Origin of the sequence: Flavobacterium ginsenosidimutans (assembly GCF_037478105.1) — a bacterium.
GTDB lineage: Bacteria > Bacteroidota > Bacteroidia > Flavobacteriales > Flavobacteriaceae > Flavobacterium > Flavobacterium ginsenosidimutans.
This window is the reverse complement of the sequence record NZ_CP147988.1, coordinates 3,932,941-3,955,942: the sequence shown is the minus strand read 5'-3', so window position 1 is coordinate 3,955,942 and position 23,002 is coordinate 3,932,941. Positions and strand designations below refer to the sequence as shown.

Genomic DNA, 23,002 nt, shown 5'->3' with positions numbered 1-23,002 from the left:
AAATTCTTGAATTAGATTCGTTTAGTTTTTCTATAAATGTCATTCTTTTATGAGCCTTCGGTATAAGGTTCATTCCATAATGAATTAGGTTTTAAGTAGACTTTGTTTTTCTGAAAATCTAAAATGGTATTAAATCTTTTTAAAACTTCGCTACCAAGAATATGAGTTTTAAATCGGGCTGGATTGTCTTTTGTTAGTAATTGTACTGGTACATCATTCAGACATAAATTTCCTAAATAAAGTTTTTCGTTTTTGACTGTCAGAACTGGAACTTCTACGCCTTGACCATTTTTTAAAATCACTTTCTTCAGAACAGGCAAACTCTCTTTCGGGTATTGCTGTTCCTGCATTATCTGCTGATCAAGCATTGCGGTGCGCTGATAGCCATTGTCAAAAAGGAAACGTCCTTTATAAACTACATTTTTTATTTGAAGCTGTCCTTGAATACAAAATAAAGTATGTGTAAATTCCATATCCAATTTTGTGTAATCTTTATTTTGTTTGGACAGTTTAGAATGAATTATAAAAAGCTTTTTATCATAATCAATTTCTACAATTTTACCATCAAATATATTCCAGCCAAAACGTCCCACAGTTCCTTGTCCTGATAATTCTACAGGATAAATTTCCTGATCTTTCCAAATTTGATTTCCTAGTTTAAAACTATGACCTTTTAAATTACTTAATTTTAGCTGATTGAGCATATCGTTCGTTAAAATAAAATCTGTTGTTCCTGAATCAAATTTTAAATCCAGCGTTTCTTTATCGTCTAATTTAACCTTGAAAATGATGTTGTTATACGCTGAAAGCACAAAAGGAATTGTATCGTGTATTTCAGGTTTGAGTTTTGAAAAGTTTTGTAAAGGCGGACATTCAACTCGTGTATAACAGCTGTCGGTATTATTTAAAAGGACTGCAAAATCAAACTTTTTTCCAGGTTTTAATTTTATGATGATGGAATCTTCATTAGTATAAAAAGTTACCGTTTTCTCTTTGGGAGTTTTATTGGTTACGTATAAATCTGGTTTTGCTTTTGAATCTAAATACCATTTCGTTTTTTCTTCATTTTCTTCTTTTATATAACAGATTTTTGAAGAAGCTTTGATTACAGTTTTTTTTATTTGAGCCTGACAAACCGTTACGACAGCCAGCATAAAAATAAGATGGATCTTCATTGTTTATAATTTCTATTTTCTGGATTAAAGCTGTGGCGGAAGCAAATTATCTAAATCTGAAAGTTTATAGAATTTAAGATCATTCAGTTTCATGTATTTGCATATAAATTCTAAAGTTTCGATTTTCACCTGATAATTTTCAGTGATTTCTTTCACGGGTTTATGACCGCATAAAAGTAGAATTTTATTGTTCTTTTTGGCATAATCTAATAACTCCAATACATACGGAATGCTAAAATGAATGTGGCTGTTATCAATATCAAATGCAAATACGATTTTGGAATTATTAAAATAGCTGTCTTGCTTTTCTGGAATTTCGCCTCCAAATGCTCTTCCTCTAATAATTTTAAAAAGAGGAGATAGTGCTTTGTCCAGCGAATCTGATCTTTCGCCGTAAGGATAAGCAAACGAAGTAACGTTGAAAGACTTTTTTTTCATAGAAATAATCATTGGATCGATTTCCTGTTTTAGATATTCTTTGACGCTATATTTTTGCGTGAACTTAACAGCATTGTAATGATGATAGCCATGTCCGGCAATCTCATGACCGTATTTTTGCATTTCGAGCAGTTTTTTAATTTCAGGTGCTCCAATCGAATCAATTCTGCAGACGTTAAAAGTAGCTTTCCAAGAATATTTTCGCAAAACTTGATCAGCTTCCGACCATTCGTCGACATAAGCATCATCAAAAGATAAAATTACACCCGCTTTATAGGCAGGTTTTGCGACTGGTTTAGGTTTTTTATTTTCACAAGAAAATAAGGTTAAGAAAAGTAAAAGCAATACCGTTTTTGTAAAAAATATTTTCATAGATTTTTGCTTTCTGGTGAATATGAATTTAACATATAAATCAAATATAAAGAATATTCTGAATAGAAACTCCTGTAATAGGGTATTTGGTAATTAGATGATTAAATTATTTTTTTATAATAATCCTCTTTTCAAAACGCCCATGATGACTAATTGAAATATCTTGAAGCGCATTGGAAGAAATTTTCAAATACGGAATACCGTTTTCGTCTTTTACAATTTCTTTATTTTCAACTTCAATCACATTATTTATATCTTTAAAATTGGTAACAGCAACTGTATGAATGCTTTCTAACGATAAAATAGTTTTAGTGTGATAAATATTTTTATCGCAAACTACTTTCCCAAATGAATTATTTATATCTAATGAATCTATAAAACAAATAAGCTTTTTGGGACTGAATTCGCGAATTTTGGTTTGACGATTATAGATTTTATATGCAGCCTCTTTCATGCTCCACAAAAGCCAAACGATGACTTCTGGTTCATCATAATTTCTTATAAGCCGTTGTTCATCAGCCGTAAAAAGCTTTTCTATAAAACCTTTCCGTTGCCAATTACTTTCTTTACGTGACTGCGCGAGATCTATAATGTCATTGCCAATCATTTTGCTGCGAGTTTGGTTTCGATGATTTCCAAAGCAGTTTTCACATCAAGCATTCGTTCCATATCGGCATTGTCAATTACGATGTCGAAATTTTCTTCAATATCAAGTACAATATCAACCAAATTAGCAGAGTTTATATTGAGATCTTTAATGAAGTCTGTTTCTTCAGTTAAATTGTCGTAAGCTTCTGTGTTGGTCGCAAAAGGCTTTATAATTACTTTTAATCTTGCGGTAAGTTCTTGTCTGTCCATTTTAATTTTCGAATTTTTTAAATATTACACACGCGTTTACATCGCCAAAACCAAAACTGGCTTTTGCAATTATTTTGGGGTTAGTTTTAATAGTTTCTAAAAGTACTTTTGAAGGATCAATTAATGCAGCAATTTCAGGATGAAGATCAGAGCAGTTTTTATTTCCAAATAAAAAACCTTCATGAAGCTGTAATACCGTAGCAACACTTTCAATACTTCCAGAAGCACTTAAACAATGTCCAGTTAAGCTTTTCAGCGAATTAATAAATGGAAAATCAGAACTGCTTCGGTCTAATGCTTTTGCCCAATTTTCAATTTCCAAACTATCTTTTGTAGTAGCCGTTAAATGTCCGTTGATGGCATCAATTTCGTGTGGATGTATTCCTGCATTTTCTAGAGCATTTTTAATGCATCTTTGAACGGCTGTGTTGTTTGGAGCGGTCATACTTCCGCCATCGCGCTGTCCGCCCGAATTGACATTTCCGCCCAATATTTCGGCATAAATAGTAGCGTTGCGTTCTAAAGCGCTTTCCAAATCTTCAATTACAAAAGCTCCTGCGCCACTTCCAGGAACAAATCCTGCTGCCGAAGCACTCATTGGTCTTGAACCTTCTTCGGGGCTCTCATTAAACTTGGAAGAACAGACACGAAGCGCGTCAAATCCTCCCCAAATATACGGACCACTGTCAGAAGTGCTTCCCGCTAATATCCGTTTTGCTTGTCCAGATCGTATGCGGTCATAAGCCATTAATATGCATTCAGTTCCCGTAGTACAAGCCGATGAATTGGTAGTTACCTGATTTCCCAATCCGATTTTACCTCCAAGATAAGCGCTTACGCCACTGTTCATAGTTTGGGCAACAACGGTGCTTCCTAATCTTCGGACTTGCAGTTCGTCAATTTTATAAATGCTTTCACGAAATTTATCAATTCCAGAAGTTCCAGCTCCAAAGATTGCGCCGCTATCCCAATCTGGATTTTCATTTATTGACAATCCCGCATTGTTCCAAGCTTCCATACCTGCAATGACGCCGTATAAAATCCCTGTGCTGTTAAATCCGCGAAGTTCGAGTTCTGTAAAATACTGTCCTTTCAACTCTTCAGATATTGGCGGCTGACCTACAATCTGACAAGAAAATTGCAATTCTTCCAGCTGAGAATCATGACGAATACCCGAAATGCCATTTTGCAGCGCATGAGTAAACGCAGGAATTCCAACACCATTTGGCGCAACGACTCCAAGACCTGTTATAACAACTCGTTTTTTCATAATCTTTTTGTTATCATTCCTGCCAGAACACCTCTGCAGACTTCTTGTCCAGCTTCATTTTTCATTATCGCATTGCATTTTAATTTTCCAAAACGAAAGAACAATTTTTCCGAAGTTACCGTTACTTTTTCATTTGGATAAACGGGTTTTAAAAACTCCATATCGGCAGATGTGAAGGCAATCACGGTATTTTCTCCCAATTCATTTCCCAGCAGAAATATTCCCAAGCAAACCATTCCAATCTGAGCCATTGTTTCGGTCAAAATAACGCCTGGAGTAACAGGATTGTTTTTGAAATGACCTTTATAAAAATCAAGATTTTCTTTGAAGGTATAAGTTCCAGTTACGCCGTTTTCATCTGCATGAAGCAATTCATCTACAAACAAAAAAGGTTCGCTGTACGGAAGCTGTTTTATAATATCAGTTAATTTCATAAGCTTTCAAATTACCATTGTAATAAAACTCTTTGTGCCGAAAATCCTGGGCCAAAACTCAGCATTAAACCTTTTTCTCCTTTTTTCGGATTTCGATTCATAATGTTTTCTAAAACATATAAAACCGTAGCGCTCGACATATTGCCATATTGTTTGAGAATTTCTTTAGTGTCGTCAATATTTTTCTCTAATCCACCAAAAAGCGATTCAACCGTTGTCACGATTTTTTTTCCACCGGGATGAAAAATCATGTGGTCAATATCTTTTATTTCGAGATTATTCTGCTTTAAAAAAGGATGAATAATGTCACCAAAATGAGAAGCAATAGTATCAGGAACTTCAATATCGAGAACCATTTGCAGTCCGCCATTAGTTAATTTGAAACCCATCATGTGTTCTGCATCATAAAAATGATACATCTGTTCGTCGAGAATTTCAGGACCAGCATCTTCTTCTTTTGAAGACAATAAGCAGCAAGCCGCGCCATCTCCAAAAATAGCAGCGCTTACAATATTCGGCATGGAGAAATCATCGAGCTGAAAAGTCGCCGTTGGAGATTCTACTGCTATTACCGCTGCACGTTTTCCAGGATTCGATTTTAGAAAATTCTTGGCATAAATAATTCCAGAAATTCCTGCTGCACAGCCCATTTCGGTTACAGGAAGACGAACAATATCTTGTCTTAATTTCATTTTATTAATCAGATAAGCGTCAAGCGAAGGAATCATAATTCCGGTACAGCTTACCGTAATAATATAGTCTAAGCTCTGCGGATCCCAGCCTGTTTTTTCTAATGCTTTTTCGAGAACTTGATGTCCGAGAACAATCATTTCGCGGCTATAAATATCATTTTTTTCTTCGAATGAAGTAGCTGTAAAAACTTCCGAAGGATCCATGATGGAATAGCGCTTGTCTACAGAAGCGCCTTCAAATATCTTCTTTACTTTTTTGATAAAACGCTCTTCCTGACCTTCAAGCCATACGTCTATAAACGGAAGTATTTCTTCGGTCGTTCGAGAATATTGCGGAAGCTGTTTAACAGCCGTGATTATCTTTACACTCATATTTTAGTAATTATCCACTGGTAGCGAAAAGCCCATTTCCAGTTTATGGAATAGTTTTTTAAATTTAGTTTTTCGGAGAAATGCTCCAATTCGTTTTTTTTGAATCCCTTTAAAATAGAAATCAAACCATCGTTACGCGACATTGCATTGAGATTGAAAACAACGCTTATTAGCTCAAACAATCGATACGCAATTTTGCTTCTATGAAGATCATTTACGACAATTCCAATTGAAGCATTTTGGTTTAAAATATGGATTAGTTCTGCAATTTGATTGGTTGTAAAATGATGCAGCGTTAATGTGCACAAAACAATGTCATATTTTAACTGATTGAAATCTTCGGTAAAAATATCCATGCAACTATACTCAATATTTGGAAAATCTTTGGAAAGATTCTTCGCATAATCAATGGTAAAAGCATTGGCGTCGATTCCAATTAATTTGAATTTGAGATTTCGCTTTTTTCCATATTTGGCAAGCATTCTCAGCATGTCTCCATTTCCGCATCCAATATCGGCGATGGTAATGGTTTGAGAAGTATCCGTCTTTTTTAAAAGCTCTTTTATGCCGTGAAGCGTCAGTTTATTTCCTCCAAGCAATTGATTAATAGAAGCAATTTGATCTAACGCGCCAATAAGCTCTTCGCTTTGAAGCGAAAAGTCATCCATTATTTCAATTTCTTCTGTTCTATATTTAGTGTTTACACCCATTTATTCAATTGTTATTGGTCGGCCATGCGTTTGTTTTATAATGAACGAAAGTAAAACAGGAATGGATGCTGCAACGGTTGTCATGATATGAGTCAAATTTTTATGTGTCAGCGCTTTGGCTAAAATTCTACCAAAGAATAATCTTTTGCTAAAATGCTTTTTCCATTCTTTAATGTATTTTTTTTCGAATTCATTTCTCGATTCTATTTTTCCATAATAAAAATCAAGCACAAGCTCAGAAGCTATTTTAGCGCTATGAATTGCCATTGCCATTCCGTTGCCGCACATGGGATGAATTAATCCTGCGGTATCTCCAATCATTAAAATGTGATTTTCTACAGGTTCTTTTTTATCGAATGAAATCTGACTGATTGTTAAAGGTTTTTCGAATAGGGAAGTGCTATTTTCAAAAATAGCTTTCAGTTTTTTATTTTTATAAAGCACTGATTTTTGGTACTCTTCGATGTTTTTGTATTTTTTAAAAGTATCAAAATCGGCTAAATAGCAAATATTGATAACGTCGTTTTCAACTTTTGAAACGCCGCAATAACCGCCTTGAAAATTGTACAAAGCAACAAGACTTTCGTCAAAATTTCCTTTGTAATGTCCTTTTACGGCAAGCCAAGGTGATTTTTTAGAAATGAAATTTCTTGACAAAACCTGATCAATATTTGATCTTTTGCCGTAAGCGCCTAAGACTATTTTTGATGAAAGAATTTCTTCAGAAGTAGTGACAGTAAAAATGTCATTTTCAAAAGAAATATGAGAGACGTGATCGGTTATAATGGTACAGCCATTTTTGGTTGCTTTTTCAAACAAGAAATTATCCAATGCATAACGGCTGATTCCGAAACCGCCTAATGGAAGTTTGGTTTTTGCTGTTTTTCCGTTTTGTGCTGTAAATTCAAAATTAGAAATACTGGTTGGGTGAAGTTCCCTAACATCTAAATCCAACCAAAATAAATAAGGTAGGATTTCATTTGAGATATATTCTCCGCAGACTTTATGTTTTGGATACGTATTTTTTTCGATAAGAATTACCTTCAATCCTTTTTTGGATAAGTGTAAAGCGCTTGCCAGACCAGCAAGACCGCCTCCAATAATAAGTACATCGGGATTTGTTCTCATACAACCAATTTAATCATAAAATCTCAAATGTTCTTACTTAATTCTATAAGAAATTAACAAAATTTCAACTTTTATCTTAAAAGATTGGAATGCGTTTTTATTAGAAAAAAAATGATTTAAAAGATAATTTTTACTTTTGCTGAAAAATAGCGGTTAAATAAATGACAATACAAGATTTAGTAGGTACTTATTCCATTTCTGGAAGCAATCAGGACGAAAGTAATGAAATAACATACCAAGGTGTTTTGACGCTGACTTTAGATAAAAACAATCGCATAAAGGCAGATTGGCTTATCAATTCGCATAAACAAAAAGGAACTGGTTTCTTTAAAGATAATATTTTGGTCATTAATTTTAGTTACAAAGGCGATGACAATAAAACCTATAAAGGAGTTGCGGTTTATAGATGTATTACAAAAGATGTTTTAGACGGATTTTGGTCTGAGAAACATGGAAATCCTTTGTATTTAGGAAGTGAACATTGTTTGAGAATGGAAACTACAGAACGGTTAAATTAAGGGAGAATAATTTTTAACACGTATTAAATTGGGAGTCAACTTTGTCAAAGTGGGAGTAAAGAACTTCGAGGAAAGATAAATTATAAAGTTGGTTTTCACATTTTTGTCATTTCGACGAAGGAGAAATCTCCGCGAGAAGCTCGACAAAGATTGGATTTTCGTTGCGGAGCTACTTGTGGAGATTTCTCCTTCGTCGAAATGACAATGATTGTGGTTATTTTATTGAAGATAAAGGTTTGTTGAAGTCAAAGTTTTAAACTTTGACAAAGTTTGGGGTTTAAAGTCTATGCAGGATTTACTACAGTTTTAAATTTTCTGTTATAAAGAATAATAAAACCAACCCATATTACTAATAAAACTACGATTAAAGTAAGTTCTGTTTCATGCAAACCATTACGGAAGAAATTGTTTAGAGAATGCACTCCTGCAACTGCCAATAACGATCCTGTAGAAGTATATACTTTTCCGATTCCCCAAGTTCCAAAGAAAATGATTCCGAAGAAAATCATATTGCTTGGAGTTGTTTCGAAATTTAAATGCCATGCAAACCAAAGTATTGCAATAATCAAGATTGAAGTAAATTTAGGAAGCGATTTTAATTGTTCTTGCAAAAATCCACGCCAACCGATTTCTTCTAAAAGTCCGTAAACTAAAACAGTAAACATAAGTAAAATTGGGAATTTACCGATTGTGAAATAATAAACACCTGCAATTAAAACAGCTGGAAGAATCCAATAAACGGCAAACGGAACAATTGCATTTTTATAAATTCCTTTTAACGACATTGGATTGTTAAGAGAGAATATTTTTATTGCTGCCAAAGCACCCAAAGCTGGACCAACACCGCGAAGTAAAATTACTAAATATGGATTTTCTATTCCAGATAATAAATTAGTTTTAACGGCTGCATATCTGCAGATTACAGCAATTACATAATAAACTATAATAGCGCCAAAGTTGATTTTATTTTTCATCGTTTTAAATTTGTTTGGTTTAGTGAAGCAAACTTAGCGAGTGAAAATGAAAATAAAATTGACTTTGGGTAAGAAATCATTTTTCCATAACTCTTTTTCGAATTCGGCTTAAACTTTCTGCCGTCAATCCCAAATATGAAGCGATGATTTTAAGAGGTGTTCTTTGAAAAATTTCTGGACGTCCTTCTATAAGTTTTAAATAACGTTCTTGCGGAGAAAGCGTCAATAGATTAATTTGTTCTTGCTGTTTACGCACATAAAGTATTTCAGAAATAGCTTTTCCGATTCGTAAACCTGTTTCAGATCTTTGGTACAATTCATTTAGATCTTGAAGCGAAATGGACCAAAGCGTTAAATCTTCTAAAGCTTCTGTTTTAATAACTGATGGCTTCTGATTTAGAAAAGACATATAATCGCTAATAAAACTCTTTTCATAAAGAAGATTGATGCAAATATCTCTTTTACCATCCCAAACAAATAGTCCAGCTGATCCTTTAATTATAATATTGAGATATTTTTCGACGCTATGATAATCTTTTATGATTTCAGATTTGTCAAATTCACGAACTTTAATTTTCTCCGAAAATCCTGCCCAGATATTCATATCGGCAGTAAAATAATTTTCGAAAATTCTCTTTACATCTTCTGGAGAAGGGCTATGTGGCATTTTTTAAAATTATCAGTTTGAAACGCCAATATAAGTTTTATCTTTCAAAATAAAAACAGCTTTCTTATCCTGTTCTTTATATTTTTTGTGAAGATTGTTACGACAACTTTGTCAAAGTTTAAAACTTTGACAAAGTTCAGCACGAAAAACTATGTGAATTATTATATAAGTGAAAATGCCTTTTTTAAGTACCAGAAATTCTATGTTTCTATGTGTTTAAATTTAACTGCAATGATTGTTTAAATTAAAGAATTTGGCTGAAGTTCATTATCATATTTTTCAGGATCAGAAGCTGCATATTCGTTTTCTGGTTCTGGAATAACGTGAATTTTAGAATTGCTTATCGAAATTACAGCCGAACAGACATAAATCCCTACTTTTCCTTCATTGTATTTAAAATCCAATAAAGTTAGTTTTACAATGTCATTTATCGAAAGTTCATAATAATTTCCGTAGCGGATAATTTTGAAGGAAATCTGTTTTTCGTCACTAATTTCGAATTGATTGGTTTGGATGTTTTCAAAGATAAAATTATTCTTGACATCTTTTTCATTAAATCCCCATGCTCTAAATTGCACGAAACCATTCATAAAATCAATCGAAATATAATATCCGGTTCCTTCTTTATCACATTCAATTACAAAGCCTGTTTTTCCCATTCCTTCAACAGACAATGTTCCTTCCCAAACAAAATCGTTTGAAGGTTTTTCGAAGCCATAAATTTCATAACCGCTTCGGCATCCAAATCGCCATTTGTTTTCATTTTCCAAAACAAATTCTGCTGTCGGATTTCCTAAAATAGGTAAGGGGAGAGGCAAATCTTTTTGAAGTATGGTTTTCTGATATAGTTTTTCCCAATAATAATAGCTTTTCAAAAGAAGCCTTCCGCTCTTATCGACATCCAATTCTTTTGGTGGCGGAATCACACGATGCGTATTGACGTTTCCGTCTGCAAAATAGAAATTATAAACCAAAAAGTGTTTTCCGTTTTTTACAACTCTTGCAGCATAGTTTCCTTGAGGCATTAAAACATTATTATGAAAAGCAGAATATTCTCCTCTAAATTCGCCAGAAGACCAATAACGAACTTTTATGTCTTCTCGAATTGATCCCAAAAGATAATGCGTTCCTTTAATTTCAAAAACACAAGGACATTCAACATCATCATAAACATACGGAATGTGAAGCGGTTTTTGCAGTACATAACCTTCTTTTTCTCTTTTTGCTACACCAATACAGCCTCTGCGGTATGTTGGTCCAGAGGCACTTCGGGCGCAGATTAACAAATAATCTTCTCCTTTGTATTGGTATTTAAATGGATCACGAAAACTAATCCATTGTCGTGGATTGTTATTTTGACCTTCATAATGAGGAGCTTCACTTTTAAACGGAAGTCCGTATAGATTTTCTTTTTTCCAAGTAAGCAAATCGGTAGAAATTGCTCTTCCTACTTTTTGTTCGATTCCCTTATCTTGGCGCTTAAGGCCAGTATAATACATTTCATAACCTTCACCATCCGATTTTTTACTGATATGCATCGTCCACAACATATCATCGTCCCATTCTCCGGGATCGCCAACAAATAAAGCGTTTTTTACTCGTTTCCACGAAAGACCATCTTTTGAAACGGCATGAGCAATATAATCGTGATTGGGAATGATTAAATGAAATAAATGATGGATTCCTTTTTCATCTATAAATACATCAACATCTCCAATTTCCCAGTTGCTAAATCCTGAACCTGAATACATTTTATTATTTATTTTAAACTGTTAGTATATTTTTTATTTTTTTAAACAAATAGAAGCATAGTTTTATTTTGAGAAAAAGGGCATTTCATTTAGTTGAAATAAACATAGATCTTTTAACCGTTAAACTTTGTCAAAGTTTTGAACTTTGACAAAGTTGACTTCTCGTTTACTATGTGTTAAAAACTAGTTTCTTTTAATACTCTTTTTTAACTCAAAATATAAAATCTATGTTTCTATGTGTTTAAATTTTCCACCCTCACCGAATGAATTATTTTATGACTTTATAATGTTTTAGACCTTCCAAAATTCCCTCTGAAGCTGAATTTTTAGCAACATAAATACTTTTGGATGTTTCGTAATCGGCAAGTTCAGAACTTCGATTTCCGACAATAATTCCTTTCACTGGCCCTCTAAACATATCAACATCATTTCCAGAATCCCCCGCAGCAATTACATTTCCTAAAGGAATCGACCATTTTCGGCATAAAAACTTAATGGCATTTCCTTTAGAAGCTCTTTTCGGAATAAAATCTAAAAACTGCCCGTGACTCGGAATAATATTGACTTTGTACCAGCCTGTTCCTAAAATTTGAATTAACTCATCATGATTGTAATGTTCTTTATCATAATAATAAGAGATTTTAAAAGGATTTTGCGCTTCTTCTTCCTGGAGTTTAATCCATTTTATGCCTTTCAGTTTATTGACAATTTCTTCTCTTTTCCATCTTCCAGAGAGAAACTTGGCCCAACCTTTATCCAAAATATAATCCGTTCCGTTTGTATAATAGATTTCGGTTCCGACTGAACAAATAATAAAGTCGGGTAAAGGGAATTCTTCTTCGTCAATTACTTTTTTTACGAGTGACAAATTGCGTCCAGAAGCCATTGCAAAAGCCATTTTATCGGTACGATTGGTTAAATGAGCTTTTAATTCTTTCAAACCTGGATTTGCTAGTTTGGGTTCAATTAAAGTTCCGTCAATATCTGAAACCAATAAGTGGTCTATTTTTCTTTTCAATCGGCTTATATTAATATTTGGATAATGCTGTTTTTTGATTCCAGTCGAAGAAACCGATAGATTTTCATTGATTAAATCTACATAATGATTGATGTGGCTTACCCAGCTGTAATGTTTCTGAATATTAATTGCGCCATTATTTGAGTAATATTTCCATTGATTTTCATCAGTTAAAATATTTCGTAGCGCTTTTTTGATCTGACTTTCTTCTTGCGGATTTACCAATTCTCCGTTCTGGCAAACAGGAATAATTTCTGAAGGCCCACCGTTTTTTGTCACCACAACAGGAAGCCCAGAACTAGCTGATTCTATAACGGTCAAGCCGAAGTTTTCATGCAAGGCTAAATTCACAAAAACGCCTCTTTTTTCTGCAGCATAACGATAGATAATCGAAACTTCATTTTCAACATCATGTTTCTTCGGAATTGCCATTTTTCCGTACAAATCGTATTTATCCATCAAAAGAAGCAAATCGGTTAAAACGTTCTTTTCAGATTCGGGCATTTTAGCAATGTCTTTTCGAATACCAGCAAAAATGACCAGATTGGCCATGCTTTGGAGTTCTTTGTCTTTTCCGTAGACTTCAATTAAAGTATTCAAGTTTTTATGACGATCAGGTCGTGAAAGTGCCAGAATAATAGGTTTGTGCGGATTGGTTAAAAATTTAGAAATGCTTTCGGCAACCCAATATTTTCGTTGCGCTTCTTCCATCTGTTTATCCGAATCATTTTCTTGATAATAATATGGAACAAATTTTCTGGTGTCAATTCCTGGAGAGATGGCGTGGTATTTTCCTAGTTCGAAGTTTTTGTAGGCTTTGTAGGTTTCAATTTCCTGTTCGGTAGAAGTAACAATAAATTCTGCGAGTTCTAATGTTCTTTCTTCGGCGGCGATTCTTGCTTTAAACTTAAACTTTTTTTCAAGTTCTTCTTCTGTTTCTCCGTTTTCGATTAATTTCTTCTTTTTGTAGAATCCTAAAGAATGTCCTGTGTGAGCGAAAGGAATATTTAAAACTGCTGATAATTCGGCTGCAGCGTAACCCGCGTCAGCATAATGAGAGTGAATCCAATCTGGGAAAATGTTGTGCTGTTTGATGTGTTGCATCGCGCCGTTCACAAAAGTATCTAGGCCTTCCCAAAGCTGTTCTTTTGCTCGGTACTTTTTTCCCAGAAACGGAATTCGCCTTATGTCCAATTTATCATTGATAATTTCTACAGGTACAGCGTATTCTGGCGAAAGAGCGGGATCATCTATTAATCTTGTAAAAATATGAACGTGTTCTACATCTTCATGTTGCGATAAAAATTCTGCTAATTCGTATATATATTTGGTCTGACCTCCGTTGTCAGCATCTCGACCGATTTCGAGACCAGAACCTTTCAAAAGTCCGTGTATATTGATAAGTGAAATTCGTAGTTTTTTCATCATTCTTCATTAATAATTTTGAAATCACAAGTTACTGCCCCCATATTGATTAAGAAGAAATAATTACATTTTAAATTTACATATTTCCCATGTTTAGAAGGAAAGATGTATGTTTTAACTATAAAAAGGAAATGGTTTTAAATAAAAGCAATTTTTTCAATTGCCTCCAGCTTTAGCTGGAGGTGTTATAGAATATTGGTGACGGCTTTAGCCTAAAAGTATTATTTGGCTAAAGCGTTTTTATAGCAGAAATTTTAACCTCCCAGTTAAAGCTGGAGGCAATTCATAAATATTAACTTTCTATATTTTATAACGAAACCCGACAGGTTTTTAAAACCTGTCGGGTTTGATTATCATATCTAAAGGAATATTAATTTTTATTGATTAAATTCTCAATGTCAAATATTGAAATTTCAGGATTTCCACCTGCGGATCCAGCGACCAAAGCTCCCGTTGCACATGCAAAATTTAAGGCTGCTTGCGGTTCTTTTCCATTTAAAAGAGAAGTAATCAATGCGCCTAAAAATGAATCTCCGGCACCAACGGTATCTTCAACTTTTACCGTATAACCTTCATTTTCATAAAGATGTTTATCCCATAAAAGCAAAGCACCATCTTTTCCTCTCGTAACACAAATTGCTGTGGCATTGGTTAAAGAACAAATGAAATTCATGTTTTCTTCTAAAGTATTGTAAGGAGAATCTAATGCAGCACTTATTTCCATTAGCTCTTCATCATTAAATTTGATGAAATTTGCTGCCTGCATTAAGTGCTGTAGAATTTCGTAATCATAATGTGGTTTTCGAAGATTAACATCAAAAACTTTATAAGTGTGAGTGTTGAGCAATTCGTCCAAAGCTTCTCTAGAAACGTCATCTCTGCAGACCAAACTTCCATAAATTAAAACATCTGAGTTTACGACTAATTCTCTCGCTTCTTCGTTTAGAATAATTTTATCCCAAGCTGAAGGATAAAGAATTTCATAAGTTGCAGATTTACTTTCGTCCAATGTTACGTTTACTAAACCCGTTGGGAAATCATCAGATTTTAGAATGGTTTTTGTTTCTAAGCCTAATTTATTGACTTCATTTATAATTGCTTCTCCATCTGCATCATTTCCTACACAGCTAATCATATTAGAATCAACGCCAAGGGCTTTCATACGAAGCGCTACATTTAAAGGCGCTCCGCCAATTTTTTTCTCATTGTCAAAAATATCCCAAAGTACTTCTCCGAAAGCTACAGCTTTTAGTTTTTTGTCGTTGCTCATTTTAAATTTCTCCTATTTTAAAATATTAAATCGGATGATTAGAGTTTCATCAGATTCCATAAAAATAAAAAACAATAACGGTTTGTGCAACCTATTTTTAAAATGAAATGCATTGATTTACTTGTAAATAGCTAAAAGCCAGTGGTTAAAAAGCGATGAAAATTGCGTTTTAATTTTCTTTATAGAATTACGTTCGATCAAATTGGCTTTGATAATTTAGTTTCAAAATCAGGCTGATCTTGTTTGCTTTTTTCGATTCTTTCAGTGACTTTTTGTATAGTGTGTTTTTTAAATATATTTGTTCAGAAATAACAAAGTTTATTAAAATATCATGTAGGTATTATAAAACAGAATGCAAATGGCATTAAGAAAAAAACGGACTTTAAAAAAAAGTCATTTTAAAGAATATCGAAAAGATTATGCAAAATTTTTAATTGTATTATGCTTTATTGTGTTTATTTTTAGAAAGCCTTTGTTATATCTTTTAATTTTAGATTTATTTAGTACAGAGAAAACAATTGCTTATGTTACGGATGAAAAAAATTATGAACGAAGAGGGCATTTAACGAATGAATTTACATACTCATACAATTTTAGATACGAAAATATTAATTACTCTCAGAATAGTAATATAAAAGGGTTAAAGGTAGGTGATAGTTTGATAATTGAGTTTAATAAATATATTCCGTCTATTAATAGAATAATTAGTTCCCAGTAGCGCGAGTGTCTCGCTCGTGAACGCAATCAAAGTAAACCTCATAGAATGGCTTCTCTAGTTATACCATTGTTTTATATTAAAAAAATGGATTCTTTCTTATAATTCATATGAATTAATTAATATTGTGTGCACGAGCGGGACGCTCGCGCCAGCAGGGGAAAGAAAAGACTAAAGAAATTGTATTGCCAGAAATAGTTATAAAAAAATCTAAATAAATTGAAAATGAAAACACATACGATTATGATATTATTATTTCTTTTTTATTTTTTTTGTTTAACTGGATGTGAAAATAAAAAGAAAACCTATGAACATCAAATGGATGATATTAGGATTGATAAAATAGTTATAAATTATCAAGATTTAGATGTTGAAACTCCAATGAGAATAGATTGTGAAGATTTTGATAGTTACTTTAATAATAGTATTAAAACAAGAGTAATAAATGATTTTGAGGTTACAAATAAATTAGTAAATTATATAAATGAAGCAAAAGAGAATAATAAAAAAGTTCCACAAATAGATGTGCGATTTAAGATGATAATTACATATTCAGACGGAACTATTAAGGAATTTTGTGGTAATGACTTTGCAATTGAAGTGGATAAATCAAATTATCAGATTGACATAAATTTTTTGAATTATATTAAATCTATTATAAAATAATAGTGTTTCAAAGTTAGTGATAAGAGATTTTAGATTTCTATAAATACTCCCCCCACTAGCGCGAGCGTCTCGCTCGTGAACGCAATCAAAATACCAAAGTTTAAAACTAAAAAAGAGACCATAAAAGTCTCTTTTTTTATTCAATTAATATTTTTATAAAGCTTATTTGCTGAGTAATTTTTCAAGTCTAGTCATCATTTCATCTTTTTCTTTCAGCATGCGCTCAAATAAAGCAATTTTTTCTTCGTGTAGTTTTTTGATTTCTTCAATTGGATTAAAGTTGAATGTCGAATTTGGATTTCCAACGCAAGCATTATCCCAAAAGTATTCGCAATCACATTAACGGCTTTTTCTTCATCAAAATTCTGAAAAGCTTCAACTGGGATTTTCAATATTGCTGAAATTTGTTTCAGTAAGCTTTCTTCAATAATATCTTTCTGCTCTAGCATAGAAATTTTCTTCTGATTCCAGTCTTCTCCAAGATCATAAGCTAATGCTTCCTGCTTAATGTTAAGCATTTCTCTGAAGCGTTTTACGTTTCTTCCCTGATGAATTTTCTGTTCCATAAATGAATATTTATTTTTCTATTGGCTCAAAGATAAAGCCTTTTGCATTAAAAAGTCTCAATTTCAAAGATAGAAAAATATCTCATAAAAGATTATTTTGTAAGATATTATATCTAAAAAGAATATTTATTCTTAATTATTTTTTAAGAAAATTTTAATCTTTCTATAAGAAGTCACTTCTCGTTTATATATTTGTAACCAGTCTAAATAAAGATAAATCGCAAATTTTATATGGAAACAATTTTTAAAACACTTAAAAACAATGTTTTATGTCAAGTGTTTACTGCCTTTTTGATTCTTTTCTTCTGTTCAGAAACGGCTTTTTCTCAGTCAACTGTAGGTTCAATTTCTGGTAAAGCTTTGGTTAAAGACGGAAATTATTTACAAGGCGCAACAGTTAAAATTTCAGAATTAAATAAAACTACTACAACGGATTCTGACGGTACTTACCAATTAAAAAATATTCCTTTCGGAACTTATTTGGTTGAAATAAAATTAAATGGTTACGAATCTTCTCCAGTTTCAGTTATCGTTGACCAGAACAATACAGAGGTTATTCTTGATTTTGAAATGACTTATACTTCACAAAAATTAGAAGAAGTAATTGTAAGTTCAGGAGGAAACAGATTTGCAAGAAAAGAAAGTGAAGAGGTTTCTAAAATGAAACTGAAAAACATGGAAAATCCACAGGTTTATACTATTGTAAGTAAGGAATTAATGAAAGAGCAGGTAATTACAGATTATAATAGTGCTTTTAAAAATGTTCCAGGCGCAGGTATCGCTGAAGTAAGAAATCAGGGAAGAACAACTAATATCTCTCGAGGATTTGCAACGCCGCAATTAGTAAGAAACGGAGTTGGAAGTTTTACGTATAACTCAATCGATCCGTCTAATTTAGAGCGTATTGAAGTTATTAAAGGGCCATCGGCAACTTTGTTTGGAAGCACCATTTCTTCTTTTGGCGGATTGTTTAACCGAGTTACCAAAAAGCCTTTTAATTTCTTTAAAGGAGAAGTATCTTATTCGGCTGGTGATTGGGATTTGAATCGTTTTACGGCTGATATTAACACGCCTCTTAACGAAGATAAAACCGCTCTTTTTAGAATTAACACAGCGTTGCACAGCGAAAGAAGTTTTCAGGATGCTGGATTCAACAAAAGCTTTTTTATTGCGCCAAGTTTTTCTTATGAAGTGAGCGAAAGACTGACTTTGCTAATTGATGCAGAATTTAGTGTTTCTAAAGGAACGTCTCCAACGCGATTAACGCCTTATACAAAAGTAGATGCGACAGCTCATAGCATTGAAGAATTAGGAATTCCATATAATCTTTCGTTTGCCAATAATACAGTAAATTATACAGGACAGCAGTACAATATTTTTGCTCAATTGAAATATAAAATTTCAGAAGAATGGACTTCGCAGACAATCGTTTCCCGTACAAGATCTTCATCAGAAGGATATGTTGTGGCTTTGACTATGTTAAGTAATGAAACTCTTAGACAGCAAGTTACAAATCAAGATTATCCTTATTATGGTACTGATATTCAGCAGAATTTCAACGGTGATTTTAAAATAGGAAAATTGCGTAATAGAGTAGTGGCAGGTTTAGATTTTTATAGCCTTCGCGCAACACGTAATGATGCAACAGTAAATATGCCAGCGATTAATTTTAAGAAACCTGGCGATGCTTACAACAATTTTACAATCAATAAAATAGAACCGTTATTTGAAACTGCAACATATACCAATATGGTGTCAAATAACGAGAGAACTTACAGCGCTTATGTTTCTGATGTATTGAATGTTACCGACAAATTATTGGTAATGGCAGGTGTTAGAGCCGATCGTTACATTAATAAAGGAGTGTATTATCCAAGCCGTGATTCTATTGCTGGAAATTACAATCAGACTGCATTTTCTCCTAGATTAGGAGCTGTTTACCAGGTGGTTAAAGACAAAGTTTCTGTCTTTGGAAATTACATGAACGGATTCAATAATGTTGGTGGATCTGATTTTAATGGAAATACTTTTAAGCCAAATCAGGCGAATCAATTAGAAGGTGGTGTTAAATTTGACTTTAATAAAATTAGTGCGACTTTCAGTTATTATGACATAAAAGTTACAAACGTGACGCGCGACGACCCAGATCACGCAAATTTCCAAATTCAAGACGGAACGCAATTGAGTAAAGGTTTTGAAGCTGAATTGATTGCAAATCCTATTAAAGGTTTAAATATTGTGGCTGGTTATACGTACAATGACAGCGAATATACAAAAGCAAATCCGAGTATTAATGGTTTAAGACCTACAACTGCTGGTTCGCCTACAACCGCCAATCTTTGGGCAAGTTATAGATTGACAGAAGGTGCAGCTTCTGGTCTTGGATTTGGTTTTGGAGGGATTTATGGAAGCGAATATTATCAAACGAATACAACGACTTTTAAATTTACTATTCCTTCTTATACCGTTTTGGATGCTTCTGTGTTTTATGACAGGCCAAAATTTAGATTAGGTTTAAAAGTTGACAATCTTACGAATGAAAAATATTGGTCATATCGTCTAGCGGCTCAAAACCCAACGAGAGTTACAGGAAATATTACCTTTAAATTCTAAGGATTACAATTCGTCATTTCAAATGATATTATCTACATTTGGATTTTATTGCAAATTATGACCAAAGGTTTTAAAAATACTATTAGACAAATACATTTGTGGCTCGGTTTAGCATCGGGCCTCATTGTTTTTATAGTGAGCATTACAGGATTTCTGTATGTTTTTGAAGAAGAAATTCGTGATTTTTCGCAGAAAGAATATCTTCATGTTCCCGTTCAGGAAAAGCCATTTATAGGTTTAAAAACTATAATTGAGAATTACGAACGTCTAGAACCTAAACAGAAAATTACGGCTTTAAAAATTGATAAAGCAGAACCTAATGCTGCAGTTCAAATTTCGACCAAAAAGAAAAAGACGTATTATTTCAATCCGTATGATGGAACTTTAATAAATCAGCAAGGTTCAGATTGGTTAAATACTGTACTAGAAATACATCGTACTTTATTATTGGGCGAGTTTGGCGAATTTATTCAAGGCTGGTCGGTTGTGATTTTCATCATTATGCTGATTACAGGATTGATTTTATGGTTTCCAAAACAGAGACGTCAGCTTAAACAATCTTTAAAGATAAAATGGAGCGGTTCTTTTAAAAGAGTCAATTTTGATTTACATCAAGTTCTCGGATTTTACGCTTCTATTTTTTTGCTTTTAATTGCTTTTTCAGGAACGTATTTTAAATATGAAACAGTAAAAAAAGGAGTAAGTTTAGTTACAGGAGCTAAATTAAGAAAAGGTGATGAAGTGATTTCTAATGCAAAAATAGATTCAACGACAATTCCTGTTCGTTATAATAATATCTACGAAAGTGCTAATGCAAAATATCCAGGAGCAACTTCAGTTTCATTTTCGATAAGAAAGACGGGAGAATTGCGATTAAGAATGACGTATCCAAATGATTGGGCAAGAAATCAAAACACGCTTTTCTTTGACGGAAAAACAGGACAGATACTGCGAACCAAATTGTACAAAGACAATAATGCAGCAGATGTTTACGAAGCAAGTAATCACGATTTACACACAGGAGTTTTCTTTGGACTTACTGGCAAAATAATTTGGAGTTTAGTTAGTTTGATTGGAGCTTCTCTTCCTATAACTGGATTTGTTATTTGGTGGAAGAAAGGGAAGAAGTCTAAGAACAAAAAGACTAAAAATTAAAATCTTTTCAAGTAAAATATCTCTTTGTTCCGTAGGAACATTTGATTGGTAGAACTATGTTATTGTCATTGTTTTACGTTTCGGAGGAACGTTGGTTTTTATCATTTTTTATGGTTGCGTATATCAAACGTTCCTACAGAACGTGAATGTGGTTGTCTTTTTTTCTACCAATCAAACATTCCTACGGAATGATAATCCCATTTTAAATCATTTCTTGTTTGGTTATATTTTGAAATATTGAATTCTACTTTTTGCTAGATTTTCCATTAAACTATACGGCAGATTTTATTTCACTACAAATTTTCCTTAACTCATTACAAAATGTAATTTTTCGCCTTTATTTTATAAAAAAAATAAATTTCAATATCCTAAATTTGGTCATAATGCAAAAATCAAGACCATGGAAATCAATTTAATTTCAGATTCATTTTGGGGAAATAAGAAGAAAATTTCTCTCTGGGATAGATTATTTAGAAGAAATAAACCGATAAATAAAGCACTATCTACACCAGAAATGATTAGTAAAAACTGTCGAGGATTACAGCTGGGAAATGAAAACTTAAAATCATTTCTCTTCTCTACAGATATGGCGCTTATTGAAAACAACGATGCTGATGCTATTCTGGCGGTTTATCCTTTTCCACCATCGCCAAAAATAATCAAAACGCTGATTGATTTTGCAGGAAAACCTATTGTGTGCGGTGTTGGAGGCGGAACAACTAAAGGGAAAAAATCCGTAGAAATGGCAATTTATGCAGAACAAGCTGGAGCGTCAGGAATTATTGTAAATATTCCGTTTGAAAATAAAGACATCAAAAAAATAAGAGAAAAAATTGCGATACCAATTATAGCAACTGTTACTTCATCTGATTATAATTTTTTAAAAGGAAAAATTGATGCTGGAGTCAATGTTTTTCATGTTTCTGGAGGAGCACATACAGCTAAAATTGTAAAAGAAATTACGGCTAAATTTCCCGATTTTCCTGTAATGGCAACTGGAGGAAAAAGTCTAAACAATATCGAAGAATCTATTCATTCGGGTTCGAGAGCGATTGTGCTTTCGCCGCCATCAAATAAAGATTTGTTCAAAACAATTATGAATAAATATAGAAGAGCTTTCTAAGAAAAATGCACAAAAATAAACGGGATTGTCACTGAATTTGAGACAATCCAGTTTTTATGTTTGCATAAATTTTTTTGTTCCGTAGGAACATCTGGTCGGTAGAACCGATGTTGTTGTCGTTATTTTACGTTCCATAGGAACGTTTGTTTTATCAATTTTTATAATAATGTACATCAAACGTTCCTACGGAACGTAAAAATGCTTGTCATTTTTTTTCTACCAACGAAACATTCCTACAGAATGATAATCATTTTTTTGCTAAAAGCATGAATTAATTAACCATGTGCTTCAACTGAAACATCATTCCATTTTTCCCAGCTTTCTAATCTTTGATCGTAGCTTTGTTTTACAAAAGGAAATGCTACTTTTCCAAGTAATAAACGTAATGGCGGATTTTCGTTTTCTACTAATTTCACTACTATAGGAGCAGTCGCTTCGACTTTGCCAAATATGTTTTCTCTTTCAGCTAAAGCTTTTTTGATTTCGTCATAATAAGGTAAACTTTCGCTGGTAATTCCAGTATGCCAGATATTAGATTCGTATCCGTTTGGTTCCAATAAAGTAACGTTGATTCCGAATTGTTTTACTTCAGATGCTAAAGTTTCACTTAAACCTTCAATAGCAAATTTAGAAGCACTGTAAAGTCCCATTCCTGTTGGTAAAGTTGCTAATCCTAAAATTGAAGAAACCTGGATAATATGACCGCTTTTTTGCTCTCTCATTATTGGAATAACAGCTTGGGTTAACCATAAAGTTCCAAAGAAATTCGTTTCAAATTGTTCTCTAGCTTCGCTTTCGCTTGCTTCTTCAACTGCGCCTGTAAGTGCGTAACCTGCATTGTTGATCAAAACATCGATAGTTCCAAAATGCTGTTTTACTTTTTGAACCACTTCTAGTGATTCTTGACGGTTATTTACATCTAATTTTAAAGGTAAAATCGCATTTCCGTATTTTTCTTTTAAATCGTTTAAGGTTTCAAGGTTTCTAGCAGTTCCTGCTACATTGTATCCTTTTGCTAAAAAAGCTTCTGCCCAAGCTCTTCCAAATCCTTTTGAAGCTCCTGTAATTAAAATTGTTTTTGACATGGTATTT

The 23,002-nt window shown here is 33.1% G+C and carries 21 protein-coding genes and 1 pseudogene; 6 read left to right on the top strand and 16 right to left on the bottom strand.

Features of this window, described 5'->3' with window-relative positions; translation table 11 throughout:
• Positions 1–47: 47 nt before the first annotated feature.
• The 9 genes from V6624_RS17515 to V6624_RS17475 form a co-directional block, all read right to left on the bottom strand.
• Positions 48–1,175, bottom strand: coding sequence for a hypothetical protein (locus V6624_RS17515; RefSeq protein ID WP_338839542.1), 1,128 nt, complete (start codon positions 1,173–1,175; stop codon positions 48–50).
• A 24-nt stretch (positions 1,176–1,199) separates the two neighbouring features.
• Positions 1,200–1,985 carry a polysaccharide deacetylase family protein gene (locus tag V6624_RS17510; RefSeq protein ID WP_338839541.1) on the bottom strand — a complete coding sequence of 262 codons (786 nt, stop codon included), beginning with the start codon at positions 1,983–1,985 and terminating at the stop codon, positions 1,200–1,202.
• Positions 1,986–2,091: 106 nt separating this feature from the next.
• Complete coding sequence (locus tag V6624_RS17505) at positions 2,092–2,592, bottom strand: 4'-phosphopantetheinyl transferase superfamily protein (RefSeq protein WP_338839540.1); 501 nt, start codon at positions 2,590–2,592, stop codon at positions 2,092–2,094.
• On the bottom strand, positions 2,589–2,843 hold the full coding sequence (locus tag V6624_RS17500; RefSeq protein WP_111284197.1) for an acyl carrier protein: 255 nt from the start codon (positions 2,841–2,843) through the stop codon (positions 2,589–2,591). Before V6624_RS17500 ends, V6624_RS17505 begins: the two co-directional genes overlap by 4 nt.
• A 1-nt stretch (position 2,844) precedes the next feature.
• Positions 2,845–4,113 carry a beta-ketoacyl-[acyl-carrier-protein] synthase family protein gene (locus V6624_RS17495; RefSeq protein WP_338839539.1) on the bottom strand — a complete coding sequence of 423 codons (1,269 nt, stop codon included), beginning with the start codon at positions 4,111–4,113 and terminating at the stop codon, positions 2,845–2,847.
• The gene (locus tag V6624_RS17490) at positions 4,110–4,547 is read right to left on the bottom strand and encodes a hydroxymyristoyl-ACP dehydratase (RefSeq protein WP_338839538.1); all 438 of its coding nucleotides are present in this window, start codon (positions 4,545–4,547) and stop codon (positions 4,110–4,112) included. The genes V6624_RS17495 and V6624_RS17490 overlap by 4 nt, the downstream gene beginning before the upstream one ends.
• Before the next feature lie 11 nt (positions 4,548–4,558).
• Positions 4,559–5,611: a type III polyketide synthase gene (locus V6624_RS17485; protein ID WP_338839537.1), complete on the bottom strand. Its 1,053-nt coding sequence runs from the start codon at positions 5,609–5,611 to the stop codon at positions 4,559–4,561.
• Positions 5,608–6,321 (bottom strand): methyltransferase domain-containing protein, encoded by a 714-nt coding sequence (locus V6624_RS17480; RefSeq protein WP_111284206.1) that lies wholly within the window; start codon positions 6,319–6,321, stop codon positions 5,608–5,610. Before V6624_RS17480 ends, V6624_RS17485 begins: the two co-directional genes overlap by 4 nt.
• Entirely contained in the window at positions 6,322–7,449 is a 1,128-nt protein-coding gene (locus V6624_RS17475) for an NAD(P)/FAD-dependent oxidoreductase (RefSeq protein WP_111284208.1), read from the bottom strand.
• 161 nt (positions 7,450–7,610) lie between these two features.
• Here V6624_RS17475 and V6624_RS17470 point away from each other — a divergent pair, with 161 nt between their 5' ends.
• Positions 7,611–7,967 (top strand): hypothetical protein, encoded by a 357-nt coding sequence (locus tag V6624_RS17470; RefSeq protein WP_111284210.1) that lies wholly within the window; start codon positions 7,611–7,613, stop codon positions 7,965–7,967.
• A gap of 284 nt (positions 7,968–8,251) precedes the next feature.
• Here the strand turns inward: V6624_RS17470 and V6624_RS17465 are convergent, their stop codons facing one another.
• The 5 genes from V6624_RS17465 to V6624_RS17445 form a co-directional block, all read right to left on the bottom strand.
• Entirely contained in the window at positions 8,252–8,941 is a 690-nt protein-coding gene (locus tag V6624_RS17465) for a CPBP family intramembrane glutamic endopeptidase (RefSeq protein WP_111284212.1), read from the bottom strand.
• Positions 8,942–9,017: 76 nt separating this feature from the next.
• Positions 9,018–9,608, bottom strand: a complete 591-nt coding sequence (locus tag V6624_RS17460; RefSeq protein ID WP_111284214.1) for a Crp/Fnr family transcriptional regulator — start codon at positions 9,606–9,608, stop codon at positions 9,018–9,020.
• 239 nt (positions 9,609–9,847) lie between these two features.
• Complete coding sequence (locus tag V6624_RS17455) at positions 9,848–11,359, bottom strand: glycosyl hydrolase family 32 (protein WP_111284216.1); 1,512 nt, start codon at positions 11,357–11,359, stop codon at positions 9,848–9,850.
• Positions 11,360–11,627: 268 nt separating this feature from the next.
• On the bottom strand, positions 11,628–13,805 hold the full coding sequence (locus V6624_RS17450) for an HAD-IIB family hydrolase (protein WP_338839536.1): 2,178 nt from the start codon (positions 13,803–13,805) through the stop codon (positions 11,628–11,630).
• Positions 13,806–14,172: 367 nt separating this feature from the next.
• Positions 14,173–15,072: a carbohydrate kinase gene (locus tag V6624_RS17445; protein WP_338839535.1), complete on the bottom strand. Its 900-nt coding sequence runs from the start codon at positions 15,070–15,072 to the stop codon at positions 14,173–14,175.
• Positions 15,073–15,430: 358 nt separating this feature from the next.
• Here V6624_RS17445 and V6624_RS17440 point away from each other — a divergent pair, with 358 nt between their 5' ends.
• Both V6624_RS17440 and V6624_RS17435 read left to right on the top strand, forming a co-directional pair.
• Positions 15,431–15,790, top strand: a complete 360-nt coding sequence (locus V6624_RS17440) for a hypothetical protein (RefSeq protein ID WP_338839534.1) — start codon at positions 15,431–15,433, stop codon at positions 15,788–15,790.
• A gap of 222 nt (positions 15,791–16,012) precedes the next feature.
• Positions 16,013–16,453: a hypothetical protein gene (locus tag V6624_RS17435; RefSeq protein WP_338839533.1), complete on the top strand. Its 441-nt coding sequence runs from the start codon at positions 16,013–16,015 to the stop codon at positions 16,451–16,453.
• Between the two features lie 162 nt (positions 16,454–16,615).
• Here V6624_RS17435 and V6624_RS17430 read toward each other — a convergent pair.
• Positions 16,616–17,019 (bottom strand): annotated as a pseudogene (locus V6624_RS17430) (helix-turn-helix domain-containing protein).
• A 231-nt stretch (positions 17,020–17,250) separates the two neighbouring features.
• Here V6624_RS17430 and V6624_RS17425 point away from each other — a divergent pair.
• The 3 genes from V6624_RS17425 to V6624_RS17415 all read left to right on the top strand — a co-directional run bounded on the left by V6624_RS17425 (position 17,251) and on the right by V6624_RS17415 (position 21,910).
• Positions 17,251–19,632 (top strand): TonB-dependent receptor, encoded by a 2,382-nt coding sequence (locus V6624_RS17425; protein ID WP_338839532.1) that lies wholly within the window; start codon positions 17,251–17,253, stop codon positions 19,630–19,632.
• Positions 19,633–19,689: 57 nt separating this feature from the next.
• Positions 19,690–20,787, top strand: a complete 1,098-nt coding sequence (locus V6624_RS17420) for a PepSY-associated TM helix domain-containing protein (RefSeq protein ID WP_338839531.1) — start codon at positions 19,690–19,692, stop codon at positions 20,785–20,787.
• Between the two features lie 400 nt (positions 20,788–21,187).
• On the top strand, positions 21,188–21,910 hold the full coding sequence (locus V6624_RS17415) for a hypothetical protein (protein ID WP_338839530.1): 723 nt from the start codon (positions 21,188–21,190) through the stop codon (positions 21,908–21,910).
• Positions 21,911–22,185: 275 nt separating this feature from the next.
• On the opposite strand, the gene V6624_RS17410 is transcribed toward V6624_RS17415, so the two are convergent.
• Positions 22,186–22,995: an SDR family NAD(P)-dependent oxidoreductase gene (locus V6624_RS17410; RefSeq protein ID WP_111282942.1), complete on the bottom strand. Its 810-nt coding sequence runs from the start codon at positions 22,993–22,995 to the stop codon at positions 22,186–22,188.
• Positions 22,996–23,002: the final 7 nt, after the last annotated feature.